Here is a 19,629-nt window from a genome sequence, read left to right as displayed (position 1 = left end):
GAAATACAAAGGAATGAGAGGAGGTGTTCTTATGCACGCTTACCTGAAAACCATTGGATTTTCAAAGATCAAGACGACGAAAGAACTCCAGGAGCTTCTTCGTGATGTAGTAGAAAACTACGACCGTAAAAAGATTGTGGAAACAGAAGAACACCACCTTTTTGCTGAATTTTCGAAAGAATATGCATATGACTGTGGTATCACGGTCTGTGGGGAAATTGATGAGAACAACCGTTTCCAGATGGAATATTATTATCCCTATTTCGAGGGCGGACAGATCAGTTCCTACGAGGAGGTATCGGTGGAGCGCCACGTCGATAAGGAATCGTTTGCAGGCGCCTGCGACGATATGCGGCTTGGCATCACGATGATCTTTTATCTGACGCATGCAGCGGAATATCTTGAGATGAAACAGAAAAATGCGCTGCAGCCGCTTCCGCTCCCGCTTTCTGTCTCCGGTCTTGCAGCGGAAGGAACAATTCTGCTTCCGATCCAGAAAGACCCGGAACAGGTCGAGAAGGAGCGTCGCAGCACGCAGCAGAAGAATTCACTGATCTCGGCTGCCAGAAACGGGGATGAGGATGCGATGGAAAGTCTCACCATGGATGATATTGACACATATGCCATGATTTCCCAGCGTCTGACGAAGGAAGATGTCTTTTCTATTGTAGATAGCTTTTTCATGCCGAGCGGTCTCGAATGTGACCAGTACAGCGTGATGGGTGAAATTACGGAGATGAATACAACGAAGAACGCGGTAACGGGCGAGCGGGTGTATGAGCTCGGCCTCGTCTGCAACGATGTGCCGATAGACATCTGTATCAACGAAAAGGATTTATTTGGAGTACCGGAAGTGGGAAGACGTTTCAAAGGCCAGATCTGGCTGCAGGGAATGCTGGAACATCTGTAAGGGAAAAATAAAAAGAGCGAGGGCGGAAAAAGAGAAAATTCAGTCCTCGTTCTTTTTTTGCAGATTTTTATAGCGATAAACGGATGTTTACTGGTTCTGCACCAGATTCAGATGCTTACGTACCCGCTCGATCAGCATTTCAAGCGCAACGGTGTTCTGTCCGCCCTCCGGGATGATCACGTCGGCACGGCGCTTGCTCGGCTCTACGAACTGCTCGTGCATCGGTTTTACGGTCGTCAGGTACTGCGTTACAACGCTGTCCAGGGAACGGCCGCGCTCTTTTACATCGCGCAGGATCCGGCGGAGAATCCGCACGTCCGCATCGGTATCGACAAAGACTTTGATGTCCATCAGATCGCAGAGATCATTCTCAACGAAGAGGAGAATGCCCTCGAGCACGATAACCGGGGCAGGATGGACCAGAATCGTTTTATCCGAGCGGTTATGCATGGCATAATCGTAAACCGGCATCTCGATGGATTTTCCGGCTTTCAGCTCGAGAATGTGCTGGCATAACAGGTCGGTATCAAAGGCATCGGGATGATCGTAATTTAATTTGGCACGCTCCTCAAAAGGAATATCGTCATGGCGTTTGTAATAGTTGTCATGGCGCAGAATGCTCACTTCATCGCGTCCAAAACTTCTACCAGCTTATCTGCCAGTGTCGTTTTTCCACTGCCGGTTCCTCCGGCAATTCCTATCAGTATCGTATCCATAAGAAACTCCTTTTTATCCGATGATAGCCAGTGTTGCGCTTGTTCCGAGACGGCTTGCGCCGGCATCTACCATAGCCTGTGCCTCGTCTGCGTTGTGGATTCCGCCGGAAGCTTTTACGCCCATATCCGGGCCTACGGTCTTTCTCATCAGGGCAACATCAGCCGCTTTTGCACCGCCGGTAGAAAATCCGGTGGAGGTTTTTACGAAGTCAGCGCCGGCTTCTTTTGCGAGCTCGCACGCTTTTACTTTCTCTTCATCGGTTAAAAGGCAGGTCTCGATGATGACTTTCAGAACGATGTCCTTGCCGCATACTTCTTTTAAGGTCTGGATATCGGAGCGTACGAAGTCGTATTTGCCGTCTTTGAGGGCTCCGACGTTGATGACCATATCAACCTCCTGTGCACCGTCTTCGATGGCCGCACGGGTCTCAAACGCTTTTACACGGGTATCGGACATGCCCAGAGGGAAGCCGACAACGGTGCAGACTTTGACGTCAGATCCTTTGAGCTTTTCAGCAACGAATTTGGTGTAGTACTGGTTGACGCAGACAGAAGCAAAATCATGTGCAAGTGCCTCGTCGCAGATCTTTGCAACCTGTGCTTCGGTTGCGTCTGCTTTTAAGATAGTGTGGTCAAATAATTTGGTGTTCAGCATAATTTTTTCCTTTCTTTTATGAAAAATAAATCAGAATGATAGAGAAAAGGCAGAGCCGAAAAAACACAGTTCGGATTTAACGGCTCTGCCTTTAAAAATTGTAACTATTCAGAGCCACATCTCGATTCCGCTGCGCTGCATCTCGATGTGGCTGCTCGCCATATGAAATTCCAGAAAAAACCGCTCATTCATGCAAGCATGATTCGCAATTTTTTCTTCCATTTCACATGGCTCTGAATAGTTACATATTATCTTGCGCCCTTATCGTATGGAATACCTTCGGCTTTCGGAGCCTGGGAATTCTTGGATGTGAAGGCGAGAATAATCATGGATGCGATAAACGGCATCATGTTGTAAATGTTCTTGGACAGTCCCAGATGGGAGAGGACGGTGGAGTCCGCAATGTTTGCCAGGGAACGGAATACCGCAAAGAATACGGCTGCTCCGGCAATGTGGAACGGTTTCCACTGACCGAAGATCATAACAGCGAGGGCAAGGAATCCGGCACCGGCTACGCCGACTTCGAAGTTCCAGGTGGTAACGGACGGAACGATGTAGGCAAATCCGCCGATACCGCCGAGTGCACCGGAGATGATAACACCGGTGTATCTCCACTGGTATACGTTGATACCAACAGAGTCGGCTGCCTGTGGATGCTCACCGCAGGCACGCAGGCGCAGTCCCCATTTCGTTTTGAAGAGGAACACGTAGCTGCAGATCAGAAGGATGATGCCGATGAACAGGAAGATGTTCACGGTAAATGGTCCGATCTTGTAAATGAAAGCGGCGTTGGTGTAGTTCAGCTTTGCGGAAGCTGCACCGTTTCCGGCATCCGAGCCGTTGTTGAATGCTTTTACCAGGACGATGGCAATGGCAGTAGCCAGCATGTTCAGCGCGGTTCCGCCGATCGTCTGGTCTGCTTTCAGTGTGATGGCGGAGAAGCCAAGCAGCAGAGAGTAGATCATACCGGATACGGCGCTCGCCAGAATGGAAAGTGCCACAAGTGCAGGAGCCGGGAGGTCCGGGAACAGAACCAGGACGAAGACACCGGCAAGGCCGCCGATCGCCATGATTCCTTCCAGCGCGATGTTGATGACACCGCTTCGCTCGGAGAACATACCGCCCATCGCAACGAGCATCAGAACAACGGCGTACAGTAAGGTAAATTTAATTAAAAGGAACATTATTTCTTCTCCTCCTTTCCGTTGTCTGCATTGGCATTTGCTTTCTGCTCTTTTTTGCTCTTGAACAGGTTTGCAACGATGCCCTTGAACAGGGTAACGAATGCGCAAAGGTAAATGATAACGGCAACGATCAGGTCCGCGATCTCCGGCTGATAATATTTCGTAGGCAGGTAAGCACCGCCGACCGAAATATGAGCAACGAAGAGAGCAGCAAAGATAACGCCGATCGGGTTGCTAAGTGCAAGAAGCGCAACCGGGATACCATTAAATCCGATGGCCGGGAGTGCTGTCGATACCTGCGGGTTCCACTCGGATGCACCGGAGAGGAAGTAGAGGCCTGCACCGATTCCGGCAAGCGCACCTGCGATGGTCATGGAGAGAACAACGTTTCTCTTCTCGTTGATGCCGGCGTATTTGGCAGCATCCTTATTGAACCCGCAGGCTTTCAGCTCATAGCCGAAGGTTGTTTTGTTCAGAACGATGTAGATGATGACCGCAATGGCAATCGCAATGAAAATCGCAATCGTTGTGGAACTGGTACGGAAAATGGAGTTCATGCCGCAGTCCGGAATCAGGGATTTTGGAGAAGCGGAGCTTAATTTGTAAGTACGTGTGGTCTTCTGATCATACATGCCCGGGATGGTGTTGTACATCAGCTCATTGACAAGATAAAGACCAATCCAGTTGAACATGATGGAAGTAATAACTTCATTTACGTTGAAGTATGCTTTGAAGATACCAGGAACTGCTCCCCAGATGGCTCCGCAGACCATAGCAGCCAGAAGGCATACATACCATGGCATGTGGAGGATGATGGCAAAATACAGGGCGCCGAAGACACCGACGGTGTACTGTCCGGCAGCACCGATGTTGAACAGACCTGTTTTAAAAGCAAATGCAACCGAAAGTCCGGTCATAATCAGGGGAGCGGACTGAGCGATTTCACTTCCGATTCCCTTCGGCTTTAAGTAAAAGCCGCCTTTGATGATTCGTGTAAATCCATCCACTGCGTTTTCCGCGTTGATGCAGTATAAAATGATAAATCCCACAAGAAGACCGATCACAATACATACAAGAGAAGCGACAATGGATAGAAGAGCGTTTTTCATTTTTTCGTTCATGCTTTTCTTACCTCTCTTTTATACTTCTTCGGGAACCGGATCCCGTTTTGCACCTGCCATGTAGAGACCGAGTTCTTCGACAGAAACGGTTTTCGGATCCAGCTGGCCGACCAGCTCTCCTTCGTACATAACAAGAATACGGTCGGAAACATCCATAACCTCATCCAGTTCCAGAGAAACCAGAAGAACGGCTTTTCCCTTGTCGCGCTGTGCAACGAGCTGGCTGTGAATGTATTCGATGGCTCCGACATCAAGACCACGGGTAGGCTGTACCGCAACGAGAAGATCAGGATCTTTGTCGATCTCACGCGCGATGATCGCTTTCTGCTGGTTTCCGCCGGACATGCTGCGGGTGATGGTCACAGGACCCTGGCCGCTGCGGACATCGTACTGCTCGATCAGGCGCTCGGCATATTCGCGCACGGCTTTTGATTTGATAAAGCCGAAGGATTCAAATTCCGGCTGCCAGTAACGCTGCAGCACCATATTCTGCTCGATGGAGTAATCCAGCACGAGGCCGTGTTTATGGCGGTCCTCCGGGATGTGGCTCATGCCCATCTTGGAGCGGTCGCGGATGGAAGCTTTCGTGATGTCCTGTCCGTTGAACAGAATTTTACCGCCGGATACTTTTTCCAGTCCCGTGAGGCCCTGAACGAACTCGGACTGGCCGTTTCCATCGATACCTGCGATGCAGACAATCTCGCCTTTTCTTACATTAAAGGAAACATCTTTGACGGCGTTGTTTCCGTGCACCTTGCTCGGTACGGTTATGTGCTCTACTTTCAGAACGGTGTCGCCCGGTTTTGACGGCTTTTTGTTGACGGAGAAGCTGACGTTTCTTCCGACCATCATGCGGGAGAGCTCTTCTTTGGAAGTTTCGCTGATGTTGACGGTTCCGATGTATTTTCCTTTGCGGAGAATCGTACAGCGGTCGGCAACTTCCATGATCTCGTTGAGTTTATGGGTGATGAAGAGGATGGATTTTCCTTCTTTTGCGAGGTTCTTCATGATCTTCATCAGCTCGTCGATTTCCTGCGGCGTCAGAACCGCGGTCGGCTCGTCGAAGATCAGGACTTCGTTGTCACGGTAGAGCATTTTCAGAATTTCGGTACGCTGCTGCATGCCGACGGTGATATCCGAGATCAGAGCGTCCGGATCGACCATCAGACCGTATTTCTCGCTCAGTTCCATGACTTTTGCACGGGCATTCTTTTTCTCGAGGAAAAGGCCTTTGGTCGGCTCTACGCCGAGGATGATGTTGTCGAGAACCGAGAAACATTCGACCAGCTTAAAGTGCTGGTGCACCATACCGATGTTGAGATCATTGGCGTCGTTCGGCGTGTTGATATGGACTTCCTGCCCATTCTTCTTGATGATTCCGGAGGTAGGCTGATACAGACCAAAAAGAATACTCATCAGGGTTGATTTTCCTGCACCGTTTTCTCCAAGCAGAGCATGGATTTCTCCTTTTTTGAGCTGTAACGTAATGTTGTCGTTCGCCTTGATACCCGGGAATTCTTTGGTGATGTTCAACATCTCAATAATGTACTCATTTTCCATATACATATTCCCTTTCAAGCGTGGTTTGGCAGGACTGCCGAAGGCATGGAAAACAGGGCAGAACTGCGGGCTTTCATTATGTCTAGTATAGCATTTTGTGTGACAGAAAAAAAGGGGAAGAGAAATAATATTCTCTTCCCCAAAAGGCATATTGTTACAGAAACAGTATGCACATTAGCTGATGTAATCAACGGTTACGTGAGAACCTACTTCCGGCTGATTTTCTGTATCGCTGGAGATTTCGATGGAACCATCGCGGATACCAGCCAGTACAGTTTCATACTGATCCTGTGTGAAGGTTGTGAATCCCCAGGATTCGGAATCGGTAGGAAGGCCGATGTAATCTCCGTCTTTCAGTCCAAGCTGCTGAGCAGTTCCGCCAAGTTCAGAGAAGTTTCCGTTGAAGTAGGAATCCAGAGCGTTGTTGATGGCGCTTGGAAGACCTTTCATAGCGGAAGTCAGGCAGCGCTCGCCGATTTTGGAACGCTGGTCAACGTCTACACCAATAACTTTTCCGTCGTGTGTCTCAGCTGCATCCAGAGCAGATGTCCAGATACCGCCGCCGCAGGCGAATACAACCTGTGTTCCGTCTGCATACCAGCCCTCCATACGGGCGGTGATGGAGTCATCGCCGTAGAACTGGCCGCCATAGTAATATTTTACGTTTACATCTACGCCGTCTTCTTCAGCAGCAGCGTTGATACCCTGTACATAACCGTAACCGAAACGGATAACGGCCGGAACAGCGATACCGCCGAGGAAACCAAGACTTGTGTAGCCGTCTTTTACTGCAGCGTATCCAGCCAGGTAGCCGGCCTGCTCTTCTTCGAAGGAGCAGATGTACACGTTCTTTCCGAGATCAACAGCTTTGCCGTTTTTTACAATATCACCTTCGGTAACATCGACTGCGATGAAGGTTACATCCGGATAGGTGTCCTGCTCTTCAGCGATGGCAGGTCCGAACAGGTAACCTGGCATTACAACAACGGTAGCACCCTCGGAAACAGCAAGATCGATGGAGTTGATACGCTCTTCATCGGTATCCTCTGCCGGTTTGTAGTACTCGTACTCTACGCCGTTTGCATCGCCGTAGGCGCATACAGTTTCCCAGGTGATCTGGTTGAAGGATTCGTCGGTGATATCTCCGGAGTCTGTGATCATGGCAATTTTCTCACCTGCGGCGTCTTTTTTTTCTCCATCTGTGGAAGCAGAAGCGGAAGTTGCGCTGGTGGAATCGGCGCTTGTGGATGCGTCGGAGGAAGAGGAGCCGTTGGAGGAACCGCATCCTGCGAGTGCAGCAGTTGTCATGGCGGCTGCAAGCAGTAAGCTAACTACTTTCTTTTTCATAATAGTATTCTCCTTTCAAGAGGTACAGCGTTTTTGCGTGTATGGCTACATTATAATATAAAAGAAAAAAGTATGTCAAGCAAAGGAAAAACTGCGTGAAATCCACTAATTATCTGCATGCGAGCCGGAAATTCTTCGGATAATGGCGTTGGATCTTGCATAAATTTCTTCCGGGTCAAAGCCGATATGGAATTCGCCGTTTTCGTAGAGGATTTGACCGTTTACCATGGTAAGCTTTACGTTCTGTTTGCTGCCGCTGTAAACGAGGTTTTTGATCAGATTATTCTCCGGCTGCATGTTCGGCTGATGGAGGTCAATCATGACGAGATCGGCCTTTTTGCCGGCAGCGAGACGGTCGCAGTCAGTAAGCTGCATCGCGTGTGCGCCGCCTGCGGTTGCCATGTAGAGTATCGCATCAGCCGGGATTCCTGCGGCGTCCATCTCACGGACTTTGGAAAGACCGGTGGTCAGGAACATTTCGCGGAACATGTCGAGGCAGTTGTTGCTGGCTGGCCCGTCAGTGCCGATGGCGAGGTTGATGCCGTTATCGTAAAAACGCTTCAGCGGGCAGATGCCGGAGGCGAGCTTCAGGTTTGAGGAGGGATTGGTAACGGCCGTCAGTTTCCGGTCACGGAAGATCTCAAAATCGCGGTCCTCCATCCAGATGCAGTGGTAGCCGCCGCCTCCGTACTGGAACATGCCTAAGCGTTCCATCAGCTGTGTCGGGGTGAGTCCCCAGCGCTCTTTACAGCCCTCGACTTCGCTTTTTGTTTCGGCGTTGTGTGTCCAGACAGGGGAATGGTATTTTTCGGCGAGTTTGGCAACGGATTCAAGAAGCGGGCCGCCGGTCGTATATTCGGCGTGGAAACCGAGCAGATACGAGGTGCGGTCGGAGAGTTTGTTGACATAGTTATACATCTCTTCGAGAATTTCCGGGCTGTCGACGAAGTTGTTGAGACCGCTGGTAAGAACGGTGCGGAATCCGGTGTCGACCGTGGCAGCGATGCTGTTTTTCTGCTGGATGTACATGTCGAAATTGGAGGTGATGCCGCTCGTCAGATATTCCATGATGCCGAGGATATTGAGCCAGTAAACGTCGTCCCCGGCGAGCTTTGCCTCGTTCGGGAAGACCTGGCGCTCGAGCCATTCGTGGAGCGGGAGATCGTCCGCGTAGGAGCGGAGGAAGGTCATCGGGGTGTGCGTGTGTGCGTTTTTAAAGCCCGGGATCAGAAGATTGCCGCGGGCGTCAATTTCGCGGTCGAAGACAGTGGTCTCTGCGGCATCTGGATCTGCTTTTCTACCAGGTCCGATATAGGTGATGGTGTCGCCGGTGACATGAAGTTCGTCTTCGGCGATGGAAAAATGGTTTTCAGCGTCGAGTACGAGAATTTTGGCGTTGTAAAAACGTGTATTCAAAAAAGATCTCTCCTTTATTTTACGTGCTGTTTTCAGCGGCCGGGGCCTGTTTTTTTGACAGACCCCGGCCGCTGTGTGTTTACAGTGTCTTTGCGATGCCCTGAATCGTTGCGGCAACGAGTTTTTTGAACTGCGGTGCAACCATGTCAGCTGCCTCCTGAACTTCCGCATGGCACAGAGGCTGCGGGGAGATGCCGGCGGCAAGATTGGTAATGCAGGAAATACCGATGACGCGCATGCCCATATGGCGTGCAGCGATGGCTTCACAGGCGGTGCTCATGCCGACCGCGTCTGCGCCGAGGGTGCGGCACATGGCGATTTCCTGCGGGGACTCGTACTGCGGGCCGGTGAGCTGCAGATAAACGCCTTCCATCAGGTCGATATCAAGGCTGGCTGCGGCTTTCCGTGCGATTTTCTGGAATTCAAGGTCGTAGATCTGGCTCATATCCGGGAAACGGGTGCCGAGCTCGTCGATGTTCGGTCCGATAAGCGGAGATGGAACGAAGCAGGCGATCTGGCCGTTTAACAGCATCAGAGAGCCTGGCTTTGTGCCCTGTTTGATGCCGCCGGCGGCGTTGGTTAAGAACAGTGCTTTTGCGCCCATCAGTTTCATGAGGCGGGTCGGGAGAACAACGTCGGTAATCGGATAGCCTTCATAATAATGAACGCGGCCCTGCATGCAGACAACCGGCACATCGCCGACGTAGCCGAAGATAAAACGGCCCGCGTGGCCCGGAACAGTGGAAACCGGGAAGCCTTCGATATCGTGGTAATCGAGGGTTGCGGTAACGCGGATATCATTCGCAAAATCACCGAGGCCGGAACCGAGAATCAGTGCGACTTCCGGCTGGAAATCGATCTGGGAGCGGAAGCTCTCGTAGCATTTCATCAGTTTTTCGTAAACAGGGTTTGGGGTGTTGCTCATAGGAAAAACCTCCTTAATATAAATGATTTTCTGCTTTTTGAGTCTTTTTTCGGCTATTTTTAGGGAAGAAAAGCCTGCCACAGAGATGTGAGTCCCGGAGGCAGGCTTTTCTTTTAGAAAAAAGATCATCTGGTAGTTCTATTGTAGTATAGAAAGCGCGGAAAAGCAATGATTTCAGTCATCAAAAATATTCAGATGCTGTTTCATGATATTTCCCAGCCATTCAATGACCGGACCGAGGGTAATAACCATCAGCACGGTGACAATGCCGAGTTTTCCGCCGAGCAGAACGGCGATCGCGGTGACAACGAAGTCGTAGACGATGCGGATCACACGGAACGAAACGTTCGGCAGGTGGGTGGAGATAATGAAGGATACTGCGTCGTATGGTGCAGTTCCCATATCAACATCCATATAGAAGGATGCGGCAAGGATAAACAGGATCAGCGCCGGGATCAGCACGGCGATTCGCACACCCATCGAGGTGAAGAGGTCTGCCGGAAGGACTTTCGCCCAGATCCAGGAGAAAAAGTCGATGGAATATCCCACGAGAAACATGTTTGCGAGGGTTCCGAAGCCTAAGTTTCTGCCGCCGAAAATGATAACGAAGATGAGCAGGACGGTATTGAAGAGCGCCTGCCAGTTTCCGATGCTGATGCCGAGGCGGGTGGAGATGGTCTGGTTTAACAAGGTACACGGATCGGTGCCGAGATCGACGAGAAGCAGCCATGAGAGCGCAAAGCCCATCAGGATGACGGCAGCGATGACCAGAATCAGGCGGGTCCAGAAATGTTTCTTCTGGTAGAAGCCCTGGATGATTTCTTTCATAGTATGAGTTCCTCCCTGTGATTTATGCTTGGCTTTTCACCTTTTCGGGCGGATTTTCTACGCATTTCCTTCGAAATTTTTCGATCGTCTTTCCAACACGTTTTTCGCCCTTCTTTCCAGAAAAATCTCCGCCGTTTTTTGGCGGAGATTTGACCGTTTCTGTTATTTTAGTATATTTTTTCCAAAATGTAAACTATTTTCTTTTAATGATGTCAACTTGGAGTTCACAAAATGATGAACGATAAATGAACATAAATTAACATAAAACATAAAATTGAAAAAATACGTTCATTAATAAATTAACAAAATGAACATGTGAGCTGAATGAAATTTGTGCATTCTACAATGTGTCCACGCGAGACGGACAGAACCTTGAAAAGAACTACAATATACGGATATACGAATTAGTGTCATAAACAGAAACCAAAGTTATAGAACCAGCTCCACGTTTTTACCGAAGACTTCGCGGTATAACTGTTCGCGTTCCGCGGTGATCAGCCGCCCGACGGAATCGGTTGCCGCACCGAGACAATCGGCGCAGGTGAGGATCTGGTAGAGAATAGCGTTGTCGTTGCCTTTATGGGTATACTCGCGCGGATAGCCGCCTTTTTCGTCGTACCAGAGATGGTGGTAGAGCGCCGCCTCGGCGTATGGTCTTGTGGAATCCCATTTGCTGAGGAGCTCATAGCCCATCTGTGGGTGGAGACGGATCAGATCAAAGAGAAAAAGTACATTGCATCATTGGAACCGTATATTGGAGATATTCTACTGGTTGGAATTAATTATGATAAAAAGACCAAAAAGAATGAATGCCTGATAGAAAAGGCGTAAATGAATAAAAAGGCAAGGCAGCATATCACAGGAAATCCTGAGACATGCTGCCTTATTTTGCCAGGCATATCAATAATTGGTTCAAAAAGGATACGTTAGAATACCACTACCAGAAGCATCTTATACTGCTCTTTGCCATACACTGCATGCGGATGTTTTGCCGGCATGACGATGGATTCGCCTTCGTGGAGTTCGTATTTTACGCCGTCGATGGTGATTTCACCGGTTCCGTCGAGGCAGGTGACGAAGGCGTCGCCGCCGGACTCGTGGGTGCTGATTTCTTCGCCTTTGTCGAAGGCAAATAAGGTGATGCTGACGGATTCATTCTGTACCAGTGTTTTGCTGACGATCTGGCCTTCCTGGTAGGAAACCTGATCTTTTAAGACCATAACCTTGGCTTTATTGATATTTTTCATGATGCTCATAGTTCATAAATCTCCGTGATAGAATGAGAACGTGTCTGAAAAAATTCCCAGGCACGTTCTAAAAATGTGTGATTAAGATGAGATGACTCATCAGTGTCGGGCGTGTATAGAAATGGAATCTGCGGTCCGTTTTCTGATATGCCCAAATTCAAAGATATTTTTGTCTGAACATATACAGTATACGTGGAAAAATGAAAGAAAGCAAGGGGTTTTCTTTATTTCCCGAAAAACAATTCCATATCGTTTTCAACGGTATCGATTCCGGCGATGCCGAAGTTTTCAACGAGAAGAGCTGCAACATTCGGGCTTAAAAATGCCGGGAGTGTCGGGCCGAGGTGGATGTTCTTGACACCGAGAGACAGCAGTGCCAGAAGAACAATCACAGCTTTCTGCTCGTACCAGGAAATATTGTAGATGATCGGCAGATCGTTGATATCGTCGAGGCCGAAGACCTCCTTTAATTTCAGTGCAATCACGGCAAGAGAGTAGGAATCATTGCACTGGCCGGCATCGAGGACGCGCGGAATGCCGTTGATGTCGCCGAGGTTCAGCTTGTTGTATTTGTATTTTGCACAGCCGGCGGTCAGAATCACGGTGTCTTTCGGCAGTGCCTGTGCAAAATCAGAGTAATAGCTGCGGCTCTTTGCACGGCCGTCACATCCAGCCATGACAACGAATTTTTTGATCGCGCCGGATTTCACGGCATCGACGATCTGGTCTGCCAGGGCGAGTACCTGTGCATGGGCGAAGCCTCCGACAATGGTTCCCTGCTCGAGTTCCGTCGGCGGTGCGCAGTGCTTTGCCTGTTCGATGAGCAGAGAGAAATCTTTTGTCTCACCGATGACGCCGTCGATGTGCGGGCATCCCGGATAACGAACCGCTCCGGTTGTGTAAATACGGTTTTTGTAGCTGTCCTTCGGCGGCACGATACAGTTCGTCGTCATCAGAATCGGGCCGTTGAAGGCTTCAAATTCTTCTTTCTGTTTCCACCAGGCGTTACCATAATTTCCCTTAAAATGTTCATATTTTTTGAACGCCGGATAGTAGTGTGCAGGCAGCATTTCGGAGTGGGTGTAAACATCGATGCCGGTGTTCACGGTCTGCTCGAGCAGCATCTCGAGGTCGCGCAGATCATGGCCGGAGACGAGAATACCCGGGCGGGTGCCGACACTGAGATCGACGGTGGTGATCTCCGGATTGCCGTAAGCGGAAGTATTGGCCTCATCGAGCAGTGCCATTCCCTGCACGCCGTAGGAGCCGGTCTCGAGTGCGAGAGCCGTCAGTTCCTCTGCGGAGAGGGAATCGTCGAGCGTTGCGGCGAGAGCACGCTGCAGGAAGGCATCGATTTCCTCGTTTTCTTTTAAGAGAACATTGGCATGGCTGGTGTACGCGGCAAGTCCTTTCAGACCGTAGGTGATGAGCTCGCGTAAAGAGCGGATGTCCTCATTTTCCGTGGAAAGTACGCCGACGGTTACTGCTTTTGCGGCAAACTCATCGGTTGTGCCGTTCCAGAGGGCGGCTTCCGGCAGAGCGGAGCAGTCGGCAAGCTGAGCGAGAAGCGCTTTGGTCTCAAGCGTTGCCTCAATTCGTGCGCGGATCGTATCATCATCAAAGTTCACGTTTGTGATGGTCGTAAACAGGTTTTCGGTGATGAGATGATTGACGCTGGCATCGACGGTTTTTCCTTCGCGGCGGAGCTGTGTCGTCACGGCGGAAAGTCCTTTCGTCGTCCAGATCAGCAGATCCTGCAGCGCCGCTGTCTCCGGGCGCTTTCCACAGACACCGGATTTTGTACAGCCGGAGCAGCCGGCAGTTTCCTGACACTGGTAGCAAAACATATTCTGTTCCATAAAAATAGTTCCTCCTGTAGGGTATTTCCGAGGGGTTAAGCGCAGAGGGAAAAACAGATCTGCGCGGAGTTTCATAATTTACACGTACAGAATATCGGATATAACAGGAAAAGTATGTGGTTATAACCACGGAAAATACTTTTTGTGTATATTCGTTTATGAAAAATAAGCATTTGAAACGATGAAACGGTAAAAAATTTACGCTGCGGTACCGCCTAGAGAGACGGATGACGCAGCGTAAATTTGTTTTTATGAAATTCGAGGATTCCCTCTTTCTGCATTTTTCCGAGTTCTTTGGAGAGGGCGCTCCGGTCGAGGTTCAGGTAGTCGGCGAGGCCCTGGCGGTCGAAGGGGATCGTAAAGGTGTCGGCGCCGGTTTTGGCAGACTGCGCGGCGAGGTAGACCAGCACGCGCTCGCGGATCGTCTTTGGTGTAGTGCAGAAAATGCGGTTGGAGAGGGTAAGATTTTTCTGCATGGAGATGCGGAGCATGTTACTGCGAAGCTGGGACAGCCATGCATCATCACCATCGGCGGTCTGGTCGAGGTTTCGAAGATTGAAAAAGAGAACCGTCGAGGCTTCGGCTGCCGTGACATTCACCATCATCGGCTCCCGACAGAAGGCATACGTTTCGGCAAATACCTGGCCGGGGGTGATCTTGCTTAAGATACTGCGGTTGCCCCAGAGATCCGTATTCTCCACGAAAACGCTGCCGGACAGCACAATCCCCAGTTCGGACACGCGGTCACCCATGTGATAAATGGTCTGGTTTTTCTCAAACGAACACGTCCGCAGCCACCCGCTCGAAACAAGAGCCGTCCGCCCGGTTTCCGAGATGCCATGAAAGAGCGGGAGAGAAAACACCTCGGCCGGAAAAACAGCATCAGCCAATGATTTCATACTGCAGCATCTCGTATTTCAAAATACTGCCCTCCATAATTTCCGGCGGCAGCAGTGCGCGGGCAACCAGTTTCATTTCATTGTCCTCCGGTTCGATGTCATTGCGGCGTAAATGCGCGTAATCACCATCGATGGCGACTACTTCGTAGGTGCAGGATAACATAAGAAAACAACCTCCTTTTTCTTTACATGATACCTATTATACCGTGTGCAGAAACGGATGTCGATGGAATTTTTAATGTCGGAAACAAAAGTCTATGCTATACTTACAGCAGGGTATGACAGAAAAGAAAGGATGGAAGGTAGGATCCTGGGGGAAGAACTTGGACTGGAAGTCTGCTCGGTGCTGAGAAAAATCCGGGAAGATATGTAGCTCATTATCATCAGCGGCTATGCGGAATTTTCTTATATAATAGGAAAGTTCGACATCTGCTCAGAGAAATCCCTAAACATGTGGAGGATAAAAAAACTGATTTTCTAACAGAGCTTCTGCCATGGTCCAAGTCTTTACCAGAACATATCGGGAAGCTCAGACAGCAATAAGATTTCACCAGCTAACAGAGGATTTTTCTTTACACAATAACTCCATATAATTACCGGAATCAGACAAAGCCGAAAAAAAGAAAGAAGATTAGGAACCGTAATAATTCTATTCAAATTTTCTTCCTGATTCACTTCACTCTGCATGTACGGTCACCTTACTTTCCTTTTTTTTTAGACATAAACCAATAAAATATAACACAAAATGCTAAAGCAAACACAACACCAAAAACATTTTGAATCACTCTAAGACTAACCGCTCCTTGTAGTCCATAAGTCTCTGCTGCAATGGCTAAAGCACCAAATGTGTTAAATACTGCCTGCCAGCCATATTGTGCTGAAAATCCTACACCGATTCCACCAAGAATTCCTATATATGCATAGATTGACGAAGGAAGCAGAAAATATAATACTGTAAAACATATAACACCTGCAATATTTCCGACAATCCTTTTACGGACTCTGTAGTGCATATCTTCCATAAACGGCAAAATCGTGGACATGGCCGCAATACCAGCCCACATTGCACGTGGCATATTACAAAGTTCTGCAATGCAAAGGACAATCGGTACGCATAAAATCTGACATATCTGCCATTTTGTTCTGGAAGAAGTGATATCAAATTCTTGTATCAGATCTTTCAGATTTCTTTTATAGGTTCTGTTTTTATGATTTCGATAAAATACGAAGCAGGTAAGTGCTGCACCTAAAGCCATTCCGACTAATCGCATCTGATAGCTTTTTCCCGTAACATCATAACCATATAGCAGTAGATACCCAAGAACCAATGTAGATTGATTAAACATGAATGGATTATGGCATCCGAACAGAATCAACACAGCCAGTGCCGCAATATTTAACAGCATTCCCAATACCGGTGAAAACTGATTTGCTAAATGCGGACATACAGTCATAATTACAAAGAACAAAGCCAAAAGCATCGTAGATTGTCCGGTGTGGATCCCCAGATCCGCATTTCTAAACACCATGAGACATAATAAGACTACTACACCTACAATGCTGTTCTCATTTCCAAATAGGATACTGAAAATACTAACAAAGCAAAAACAAAATGCCATTGTAGCAGCTATCTTCACCAGATATACCCACATATGATATGATTTTTCTTTTAGTGTTTCACTCTTTTTCAACAGGTTTTTAGAACCTGCTTGATTTAACTGCAACTCCTGATAAAATGTCATGTAATTCCTCCTCTATCTGTTTTTCTTAAACTTATATGGCCTTATCTTTCTGGATTGGAAGCTCTACAACAAATCTGCATCCACCATATTCACGGTTTTCTGCTTTGATTGTTCCTCCGGCACTATCTACAATCCGTTTTACAAGTGCAAGACCTAGGCCATTTCCTTCTGCTTTATGAGATCCATCTACCTGATAGAACTTGTCAAATATTCTGGATTTTACATCATCCTCTATTCCTGGTCCTTCATCTTCCAGAATGAACTTAACAGAATCCTGTTCTTGTTTCAGAAACATCGTAATTGTCCCCTTTGAAGGGCTGAACTTAATCGCATTATCCAAAAGATTTATCCAGATATGCATAAAAAGTCCTTCATTCCCAGTATATTTAACTTCCTCCAATTCTACCTGAAAACCAATTTCTTTTTCTGTCCATTTTGTTTCCAATGAAAGAAATGCCTGGCGGATCTGTTCATCCAGACGATATTCTGTTTTTTTCATTGGTATATTCTGATTCTCTAACTTGGATAACAGCAAAATATTACCAACCAATCCGGAAAGTCTTTGGGTGTTAAATAAGATTTTTTCTACATATTCCTCTTGATCCGGAGACAGTTCTTCTCCCTGAAGCAGCATTGTATATCCTTCAATGGCATTAATCGGGGTCTTAAACTCATGAGAAACATCAGATACAAAATCCATCTGCAGCACCTCTGTTGCACGAAGTTCTTTTGTCATAACGTTAAAACTTTGATAAGATTCTCCAACTTCTGCTATACGGCTGTTCGTTTCCAAATGCTGTTCAAAATCTCCCTGAGAAACTTCCTTCATTGCTTTACTAAGTCTGGTAATTGGTTCCAGTAACTTTGCATTAATAAAGGAAGTGATCAGCCCGGCAATCAATGTATTGAAAATCAAAAGCCAGCCAAGCACAGATATGCTGCCCGGCAGATTAAAAAAATGATTCAAAAAAGCAAATAATAAAGCAGATATGACTGTTGAAAATACAAGTGCCAGCCAGATTGCACCAGTCAGACAGGATCGGATCCGCAATCCTTTTTCTTTCTTTTGTTCCATTATTTTTTCACCACCTTGTATCCAATTCCACGCATTGTTACGATTTCAAAATCAGGGTTATCTTTAAAACGCTCTCTGATTCTTCCTATATGTACCTCTATCGTATGTGGGTCTGCCTCCGTCTCGTATCCCCATACTTCATCCATCAACTGTTGTTTTGTAAATGTTCTGCCTGGCGAAGCTGCAAGCTTATATAAAAGCAGGAATTCTTTTTTAGGCAAAACAAGACTTTCCTTATCAGTTGTAACCGTCATTGCATCATAATCAAACTCTGTTGAACCGATCACAATTTTGTGTTCATTCAGTATCTGTGCACGGCGAAGCAGTGCTCCAACTCTTAAAACCATTTCATTCACATTTACCGGTTTTACCATATAATCGTCACTTCCCGAAAGAAATCCCTGGCGCATATCATCAAAGGAACCTTTCGCAGTGATCATAAGTACCGGTATCTGATATCCTGCTGAACGGAGTTCCGACACCAGTTCATAACCATCCATAACCGGCATCATAATATCGGAAATGATCAGATCAATATACTCTTTATCCAATATTTCTAATGCCAGTGCTCCATCCGATGCACTTTTGACCTGATATCCATTCTTCTCAAGCACTTTTTGGAATAGCTGGCTTAATTCTTTATCATCTTCTACAATCAATATTTGAAACACGTTTTCCTTCCTCCTTATTAAAACAGATACCTTGCCCATCCAAGCAGATGCTGTACCAAAAATATTTTTCTCTGACGTTTCTTTGTTAATTCGATTGGCTCTACATGATATGGATCACGATAGGTTCCATCTTCCAATACCTGTCGGGACACTCTTTCATATTCCATCATGCCTTCTTCCAACTGTTTATTAATCTCTTTGCTACGTATTACAAGCATCAGTTCCGTATCCAGATACGTGCTTCTCATATCCATGTTAAAGGAACCGATTACGGATAGATCATCATCAATCAGGATGCTTTTTCCGTGGTAAGAATAGCCGCCTTCATACTCCCAGATATCAATTCCTGTATTTAAAATTCTGTTTCTGTTTCTCGCATAATCAGCAGAACCAAACGGATTTCCATTGTTGGCAACCGAATTGGTCATGATAGAAAAATCCGGAACTCTCTCCGCAATCTCTTTCCATGTATTATACATCATATCATTGCAAATAATATATGGTGTATGAATTTTCACGCGCTCTTTTGCATTTTTCATTAGTTCTCCCAGTTGATACCAGACTACTGGTTCCTTGGAACCTGTGTGGATAGGATTTGACACTAATGCAATCTTTTCTGTCTCAAAAGTTTCGTCCGTGTAATCGGTATCGCAGATTCTTTCCTTATTCTCTTCAAAATATTTCTGATAGCCGTTCTGCAGTTCTAAAACTGCGTTCTTTACAGATTTTCTATTTGCCAGTTTTTTATTGTCATGAAAATAACCACTGTCTTCTTGTTCCCATATCGTTTCAAAATACTCTAACAACTGGTTAACTGAATTTTCTTTCTCAGGTTCATCGCAAACCACTAACACGTCTCTGTCATAGTTCTTATGTCCCGGAAAATCACCCAGGAAATAATTGTATGTATTTCTTCCCCCAAGAATATATCTTTTTCCATCTGCAATCAAATATTTATCATGCATTCTACCCATCATTTTCCACGGTTTCAACGGATTGGCCTTATTATATAGTTTAATTTCAACATTCTCATGGGAAGATAATCCATAGAAATACGGATTTCCTTCCATATCAATCCAGCTCTCCATTCCATCTATTAACAGACGAATATGTACACCTTTGTCTGCCGCATCATGCAGTGCTCCTAAAATCAATTTTCCACTTTCATCGGATTGAAATGCAAAAGTAGAAAGAATAATTTCCTTTTTTGCATTCTTGATCAAACGCACTCTTTGTAAAAGCGCTTCTGGATTCTTTTCTATGATTACTGCCCGTTCTGTATTTTCACTGCATTCGTTCCATGACACATTTTTTGTTTCTTTTTTGGTTGTATTGGACACTTCCGGCTGCTTTTTATATGCAACGCGGATTCCGAGCAATTCATAAAAAGCCACACATAAAAAAATTGCCAGTATAACAAGAAGGATTTTACATATTTTATACTTTTTCATTGTACATCACCTGATTCCTTTTT

Annotated in this window: 18 protein-coding genes and 2 pseudogenes; 2 read left to right on the top strand and 18 right to left on the bottom strand. The window is 47.0% G+C overall.

Annotated elements, in window-relative coordinates; translation table 11 throughout:
* The first annotated feature begins 31 nt into the window (after window positions 1-31).
* A complete protein-coding gene (locus DWZ44_RS15280) occupies window positions 32-910 on the top strand; it encodes a DUF3881 family protein (RefSeq protein ID WP_022461752.1) in 879 nt (292 codons plus the stop codon).
* 87 nt (window positions 911-997) lie between these two features.
* Here DWZ44_RS15280 and udk read toward each other — a convergent pair.
* From udk to DWZ44_RS15235, 9 genes and pseudogenes are all read right to left on the bottom strand, one after another.
* Window positions 998-1,626, bottom strand: a pseudogene (gene udk, locus DWZ44_RS15275) (uridine kinase).
* A gap of 13 nt (window positions 1,627-1,639) precedes the next feature.
* Window positions 1,640-2,281: a deoxyribose-phosphate aldolase gene (deoC, locus tag DWZ44_RS15270; protein WP_022461750.1), complete on the bottom strand. Its 642-nt coding sequence runs from the start codon at window positions 2,279-2,281 to the stop codon at window positions 1,640-1,642.
* A gap of 248 nt (window positions 2,282-2,529) precedes the next feature.
* The gene (locus DWZ44_RS15265) at window positions 2,530-3,465 is read right to left on the bottom strand and encodes an ABC transporter permease (RefSeq protein ID WP_055225933.1); all 936 of its coding nucleotides are present in this window, start codon (window positions 3,463-3,465) and stop codon (window positions 2,530-2,532) included.
* The gene (locus tag DWZ44_RS15260; protein ID WP_117805240.1) at window positions 3,465-4,586 is read right to left on the bottom strand and encodes an ABC transporter permease; all 1,122 of its coding nucleotides are present in this window, start codon (window positions 4,584-4,586) and stop codon (window positions 3,465-3,467) included. Before DWZ44_RS15260 ends, DWZ44_RS15265 begins: the two co-directional genes overlap by 1 nt.
* A gap of 18 nt (window positions 4,587-4,604) precedes the next feature.
* Window positions 4,605-6,152 (bottom strand): ABC transporter ATP-binding protein, encoded by a 1,548-nt coding sequence (locus tag DWZ44_RS15255; RefSeq protein WP_416388191.1) that lies wholly within the window; start codon window positions 6,150-6,152, stop codon window positions 4,605-4,607.
* A gap of 168 nt (window positions 6,153-6,320) precedes the next feature.
* Entirely contained in the window at window positions 6,321-7,493 is a 1,173-nt protein-coding gene (locus DWZ44_RS15250) for a BMP family lipoprotein (RefSeq protein WP_117805238.1), read from the bottom strand.
* A gap of 105 nt (window positions 7,494-7,598) precedes the next feature.
* Window positions 7,599-8,909: an amidohydrolase family protein gene (locus DWZ44_RS15245; protein ID WP_055225930.1), complete on the bottom strand. Its 1,311-nt coding sequence runs from the start codon at window positions 8,907-8,909 to the stop codon at window positions 7,599-7,601.
* A gap of 79 nt (window positions 8,910-8,988) precedes the next feature.
* On the bottom strand, window positions 8,989-9,834 hold the full coding sequence (locus DWZ44_RS15240; protein ID WP_117805237.1) for a purine-nucleoside phosphorylase: 846 nt from the start codon (window positions 9,832-9,834) through the stop codon (window positions 8,989-8,991).
* 174 nt (window positions 9,835-10,008) lie between these two features.
* Window positions 10,009-10,662: a YczE/YyaS/YitT family protein gene (locus DWZ44_RS15235; RefSeq protein WP_022461580.1), complete on the bottom strand. Its 654-nt coding sequence runs from the start codon at window positions 10,660-10,662 to the stop codon at window positions 10,009-10,011.
* Between the two features lie 579 nt (window positions 10,663-11,241).
* Between DWZ44_RS15235 and DWZ44_RS18495 the strand changes: the two genes are divergently transcribed.
* Window positions 11,242-11,493: a hypothetical protein gene (locus DWZ44_RS18495; protein WP_118697722.1), complete on the top strand. Its 252-nt coding sequence runs from the start codon at window positions 11,242-11,244 to the stop codon at window positions 11,491-11,493.
* A 95-nt stretch (window positions 11,494-11,588) separates the two neighbouring features.
* On the opposite strand, the gene DWZ44_RS15225 is transcribed toward DWZ44_RS18495, so the two are convergent.
* From DWZ44_RS15225 to DWZ44_RS15185, 9 genes and pseudogenes are all read right to left on the bottom strand, one after another.
* Window positions 11,589-11,918, bottom strand: a complete 330-nt coding sequence (locus DWZ44_RS15225; protein ID WP_022462474.1) for a cupin domain-containing protein — start codon at window positions 11,916-11,918, stop codon at window positions 11,589-11,591.
* A 215-nt stretch (window positions 11,919-12,133) separates the two neighbouring features.
* A complete protein-coding gene (hcp, locus tag DWZ44_RS15220) occupies window positions 12,134-13,768 on the bottom strand; it encodes a hydroxylamine reductase (RefSeq protein WP_055225922.1) in 1,635 nt (544 codons plus the stop codon).
* Window positions 13,769-13,983: 215 nt separating this feature from the next.
* A complete protein-coding gene (locus DWZ44_RS15215) occupies window positions 13,984-14,667 on the bottom strand; it encodes a Crp/Fnr family transcriptional regulator (RefSeq protein ID WP_055225921.1) in 684 nt (227 codons plus the stop codon).
* Window positions 14,651-14,830: a hypothetical protein gene (locus DWZ44_RS15210; RefSeq protein WP_055225919.1), complete on the bottom strand. Its 180-nt coding sequence runs from the start codon at window positions 14,828-14,830 to the stop codon at window positions 14,651-14,653. Before DWZ44_RS15210 ends, DWZ44_RS15215 begins: the two co-directional genes overlap by 17 nt.
* Window positions 14,831-15,183: 353 nt before the next feature.
* Window positions 15,184-15,354, bottom strand: a pseudogene (locus tag DWZ44_RS15205) (CDP-alcohol phosphatidyltransferase family protein); the annotation flags it as partial.
* Window positions 15,355-15,365: 11 nt separating this feature from the next.
* Complete coding sequence (locus DWZ44_RS15200; protein ID WP_117802674.1) at window positions 15,366-16,409, bottom strand: FUSC family protein; 1,044 nt, start codon at window positions 16,407-16,409, stop codon at window positions 15,366-15,368.
* A 31-nt stretch (window positions 16,410-16,440) separates the two neighbouring features.
* The gene (locus tag DWZ44_RS15195) at window positions 16,441-17,484 is read right to left on the bottom strand and encodes a sensor histidine kinase (RefSeq protein WP_055225915.1); all 1,044 of its coding nucleotides are present in this window, start codon (window positions 17,482-17,484) and stop codon (window positions 16,441-16,443) included.
* Window positions 17,484-18,194 carry a response regulator transcription factor gene (locus tag DWZ44_RS15190; RefSeq protein WP_044024695.1) on the bottom strand — a complete coding sequence of 237 codons (711 nt, stop codon included), beginning with the start codon at window positions 18,192-18,194 and terminating at the stop codon, window positions 17,484-17,486. Before DWZ44_RS15190 ends, DWZ44_RS15195 begins: the two co-directional genes overlap by 1 nt.
* Window positions 18,173-19,606, bottom strand: coding sequence for a phospholipase D family protein (locus DWZ44_RS15185; RefSeq protein ID WP_117805236.1), 1,434 nt, complete (start codon window positions 19,604-19,606; stop codon window positions 18,173-18,175). The genes DWZ44_RS15190 and DWZ44_RS15185 overlap by 22 nt, the downstream gene beginning before the upstream one ends.
* Window positions 19,607-19,629: the final 23 nt, after the last annotated feature.

Source organism: Blautia sp. AF32-4BH (assembly GCF_003460565.1).
Classification (GTDB): domain Bacteria; phylum Bacillota; class Clostridia; order Lachnospirales; family Lachnospiraceae; genus Fusicatenibacter; species Fusicatenibacter saccharivorans.
The sequence above is the reverse complement of the archived record's forward strand: the minus strand, read 5'-3'. Positions and strand labels throughout refer to the sequence as shown.

Excerpts from the sequence above, each read along its gene's own strand:
- DWZ44_RS15250 (WP_117805238.1), bottom strand. The coding sequence starts at position 7,493 with ATGAAAAAGAAAGTAGTTAGCTTACTGCTTGCAGCCGCCATGACAACT.
- DWZ44_RS18495 (WP_118697722.1), top strand. The coding sequence starts at position 11,242 with ATGGGTATACTCGCGCGGATAGCCGCCTTTTTCGTCGTACCAGAGATG.
- DWZ44_RS15225 (WP_022462474.1), bottom strand. The coding sequence starts at position 11,918 with ATGAGCATCATGAAAAATATCAATAAAGCCAAGGTTATGGTCTTAAAA.
- DWZ44_RS15200 (WP_117802674.1), bottom strand. The coding sequence starts at position 16,409 with ATGACATTTTATCAGGAGTTGCAGTTAAATCAAGCAGGTTCTAAAAAC.
- DWZ44_RS15240 (WP_117805237.1), bottom strand. The coding sequence starts at position 9,834 with ATGAGCAACACCCCAAACCCTGTTTACGAAAAACTGATGAAATGCTAC.
- DWZ44_RS15235 (WP_022461580.1), bottom strand. The coding sequence starts at position 10,662 with ATGAAAGAAATCATCCAGGGCTTCTACCAGAAGAAACATTTCTGGACC.
- DWZ44_RS15185 (WP_117805236.1), bottom strand. The coding sequence starts at position 19,606 with ATGAAAAAGTATAAAATATGTAAAATCCTTCTTGTTATACTGGCAATT.
- hcp (WP_055225922.1), bottom strand. The coding sequence starts at position 13,768 with ATGGAACAGAATATGTTTTGCTACCAGTGTCAGGAAACTGCCGGCTGC.
- DWZ44_RS15190 (WP_044024695.1), bottom strand. The coding sequence starts at position 18,194 with ATGGGCAAGGTATCTGTTTTAATAAGGAGGAAGGAAAACGTGTTTCAA.
- DWZ44_RS15260 (WP_117805240.1), bottom strand. The coding sequence starts at position 4,586 with ATGAACGAAAAAATGAAAAACGCTCTTCTATCCATTGTCGCTTCTCTT.
- DWZ44_RS15195 (WP_055225915.1), bottom strand. The coding sequence starts at position 17,484 with ATGGAACAAAAGAAAGAAAAAGGATTGCGGATCCGATCCTGTCTGACT.
- DWZ44_RS15215 (WP_055225921.1), bottom strand. The coding sequence starts at position 14,667 with ATGAAATCATTGGCTGATGCTGTTTTTCCGGCCGAGGTGTTTTCTCTC.
- DWZ44_RS15255 (WP_416388191.1), bottom strand. The coding sequence starts at position 6,152 with ATGTATATGGAAAATGAGTACATTATTGAGATGTTGAACATCACCAAA.
- DWZ44_RS15210 (WP_055225919.1), bottom strand. The coding sequence starts at position 14,830 with ATGTTATCCTGCACCTACGAAGTAGTCGCCATCGATGGTGATTACGCG.
- deoC (WP_022461750.1), bottom strand. The coding sequence starts at position 2,281 with ATGCTGAACACCAAATTATTTGACCACACTATCTTAAAAGCAGACGCA.
- DWZ44_RS15265 (WP_055225933.1), bottom strand. The coding sequence starts at position 3,465 with ATGTTCCTTTTAATTAAATTTACCTTACTGTACGCCGTTGTTCTGATG.
- DWZ44_RS15280 (WP_022461752.1), top strand. The coding sequence starts at position 32 with ATGCACGCTTACCTGAAAACCATTGGATTTTCAAAGATCAAGACGACG.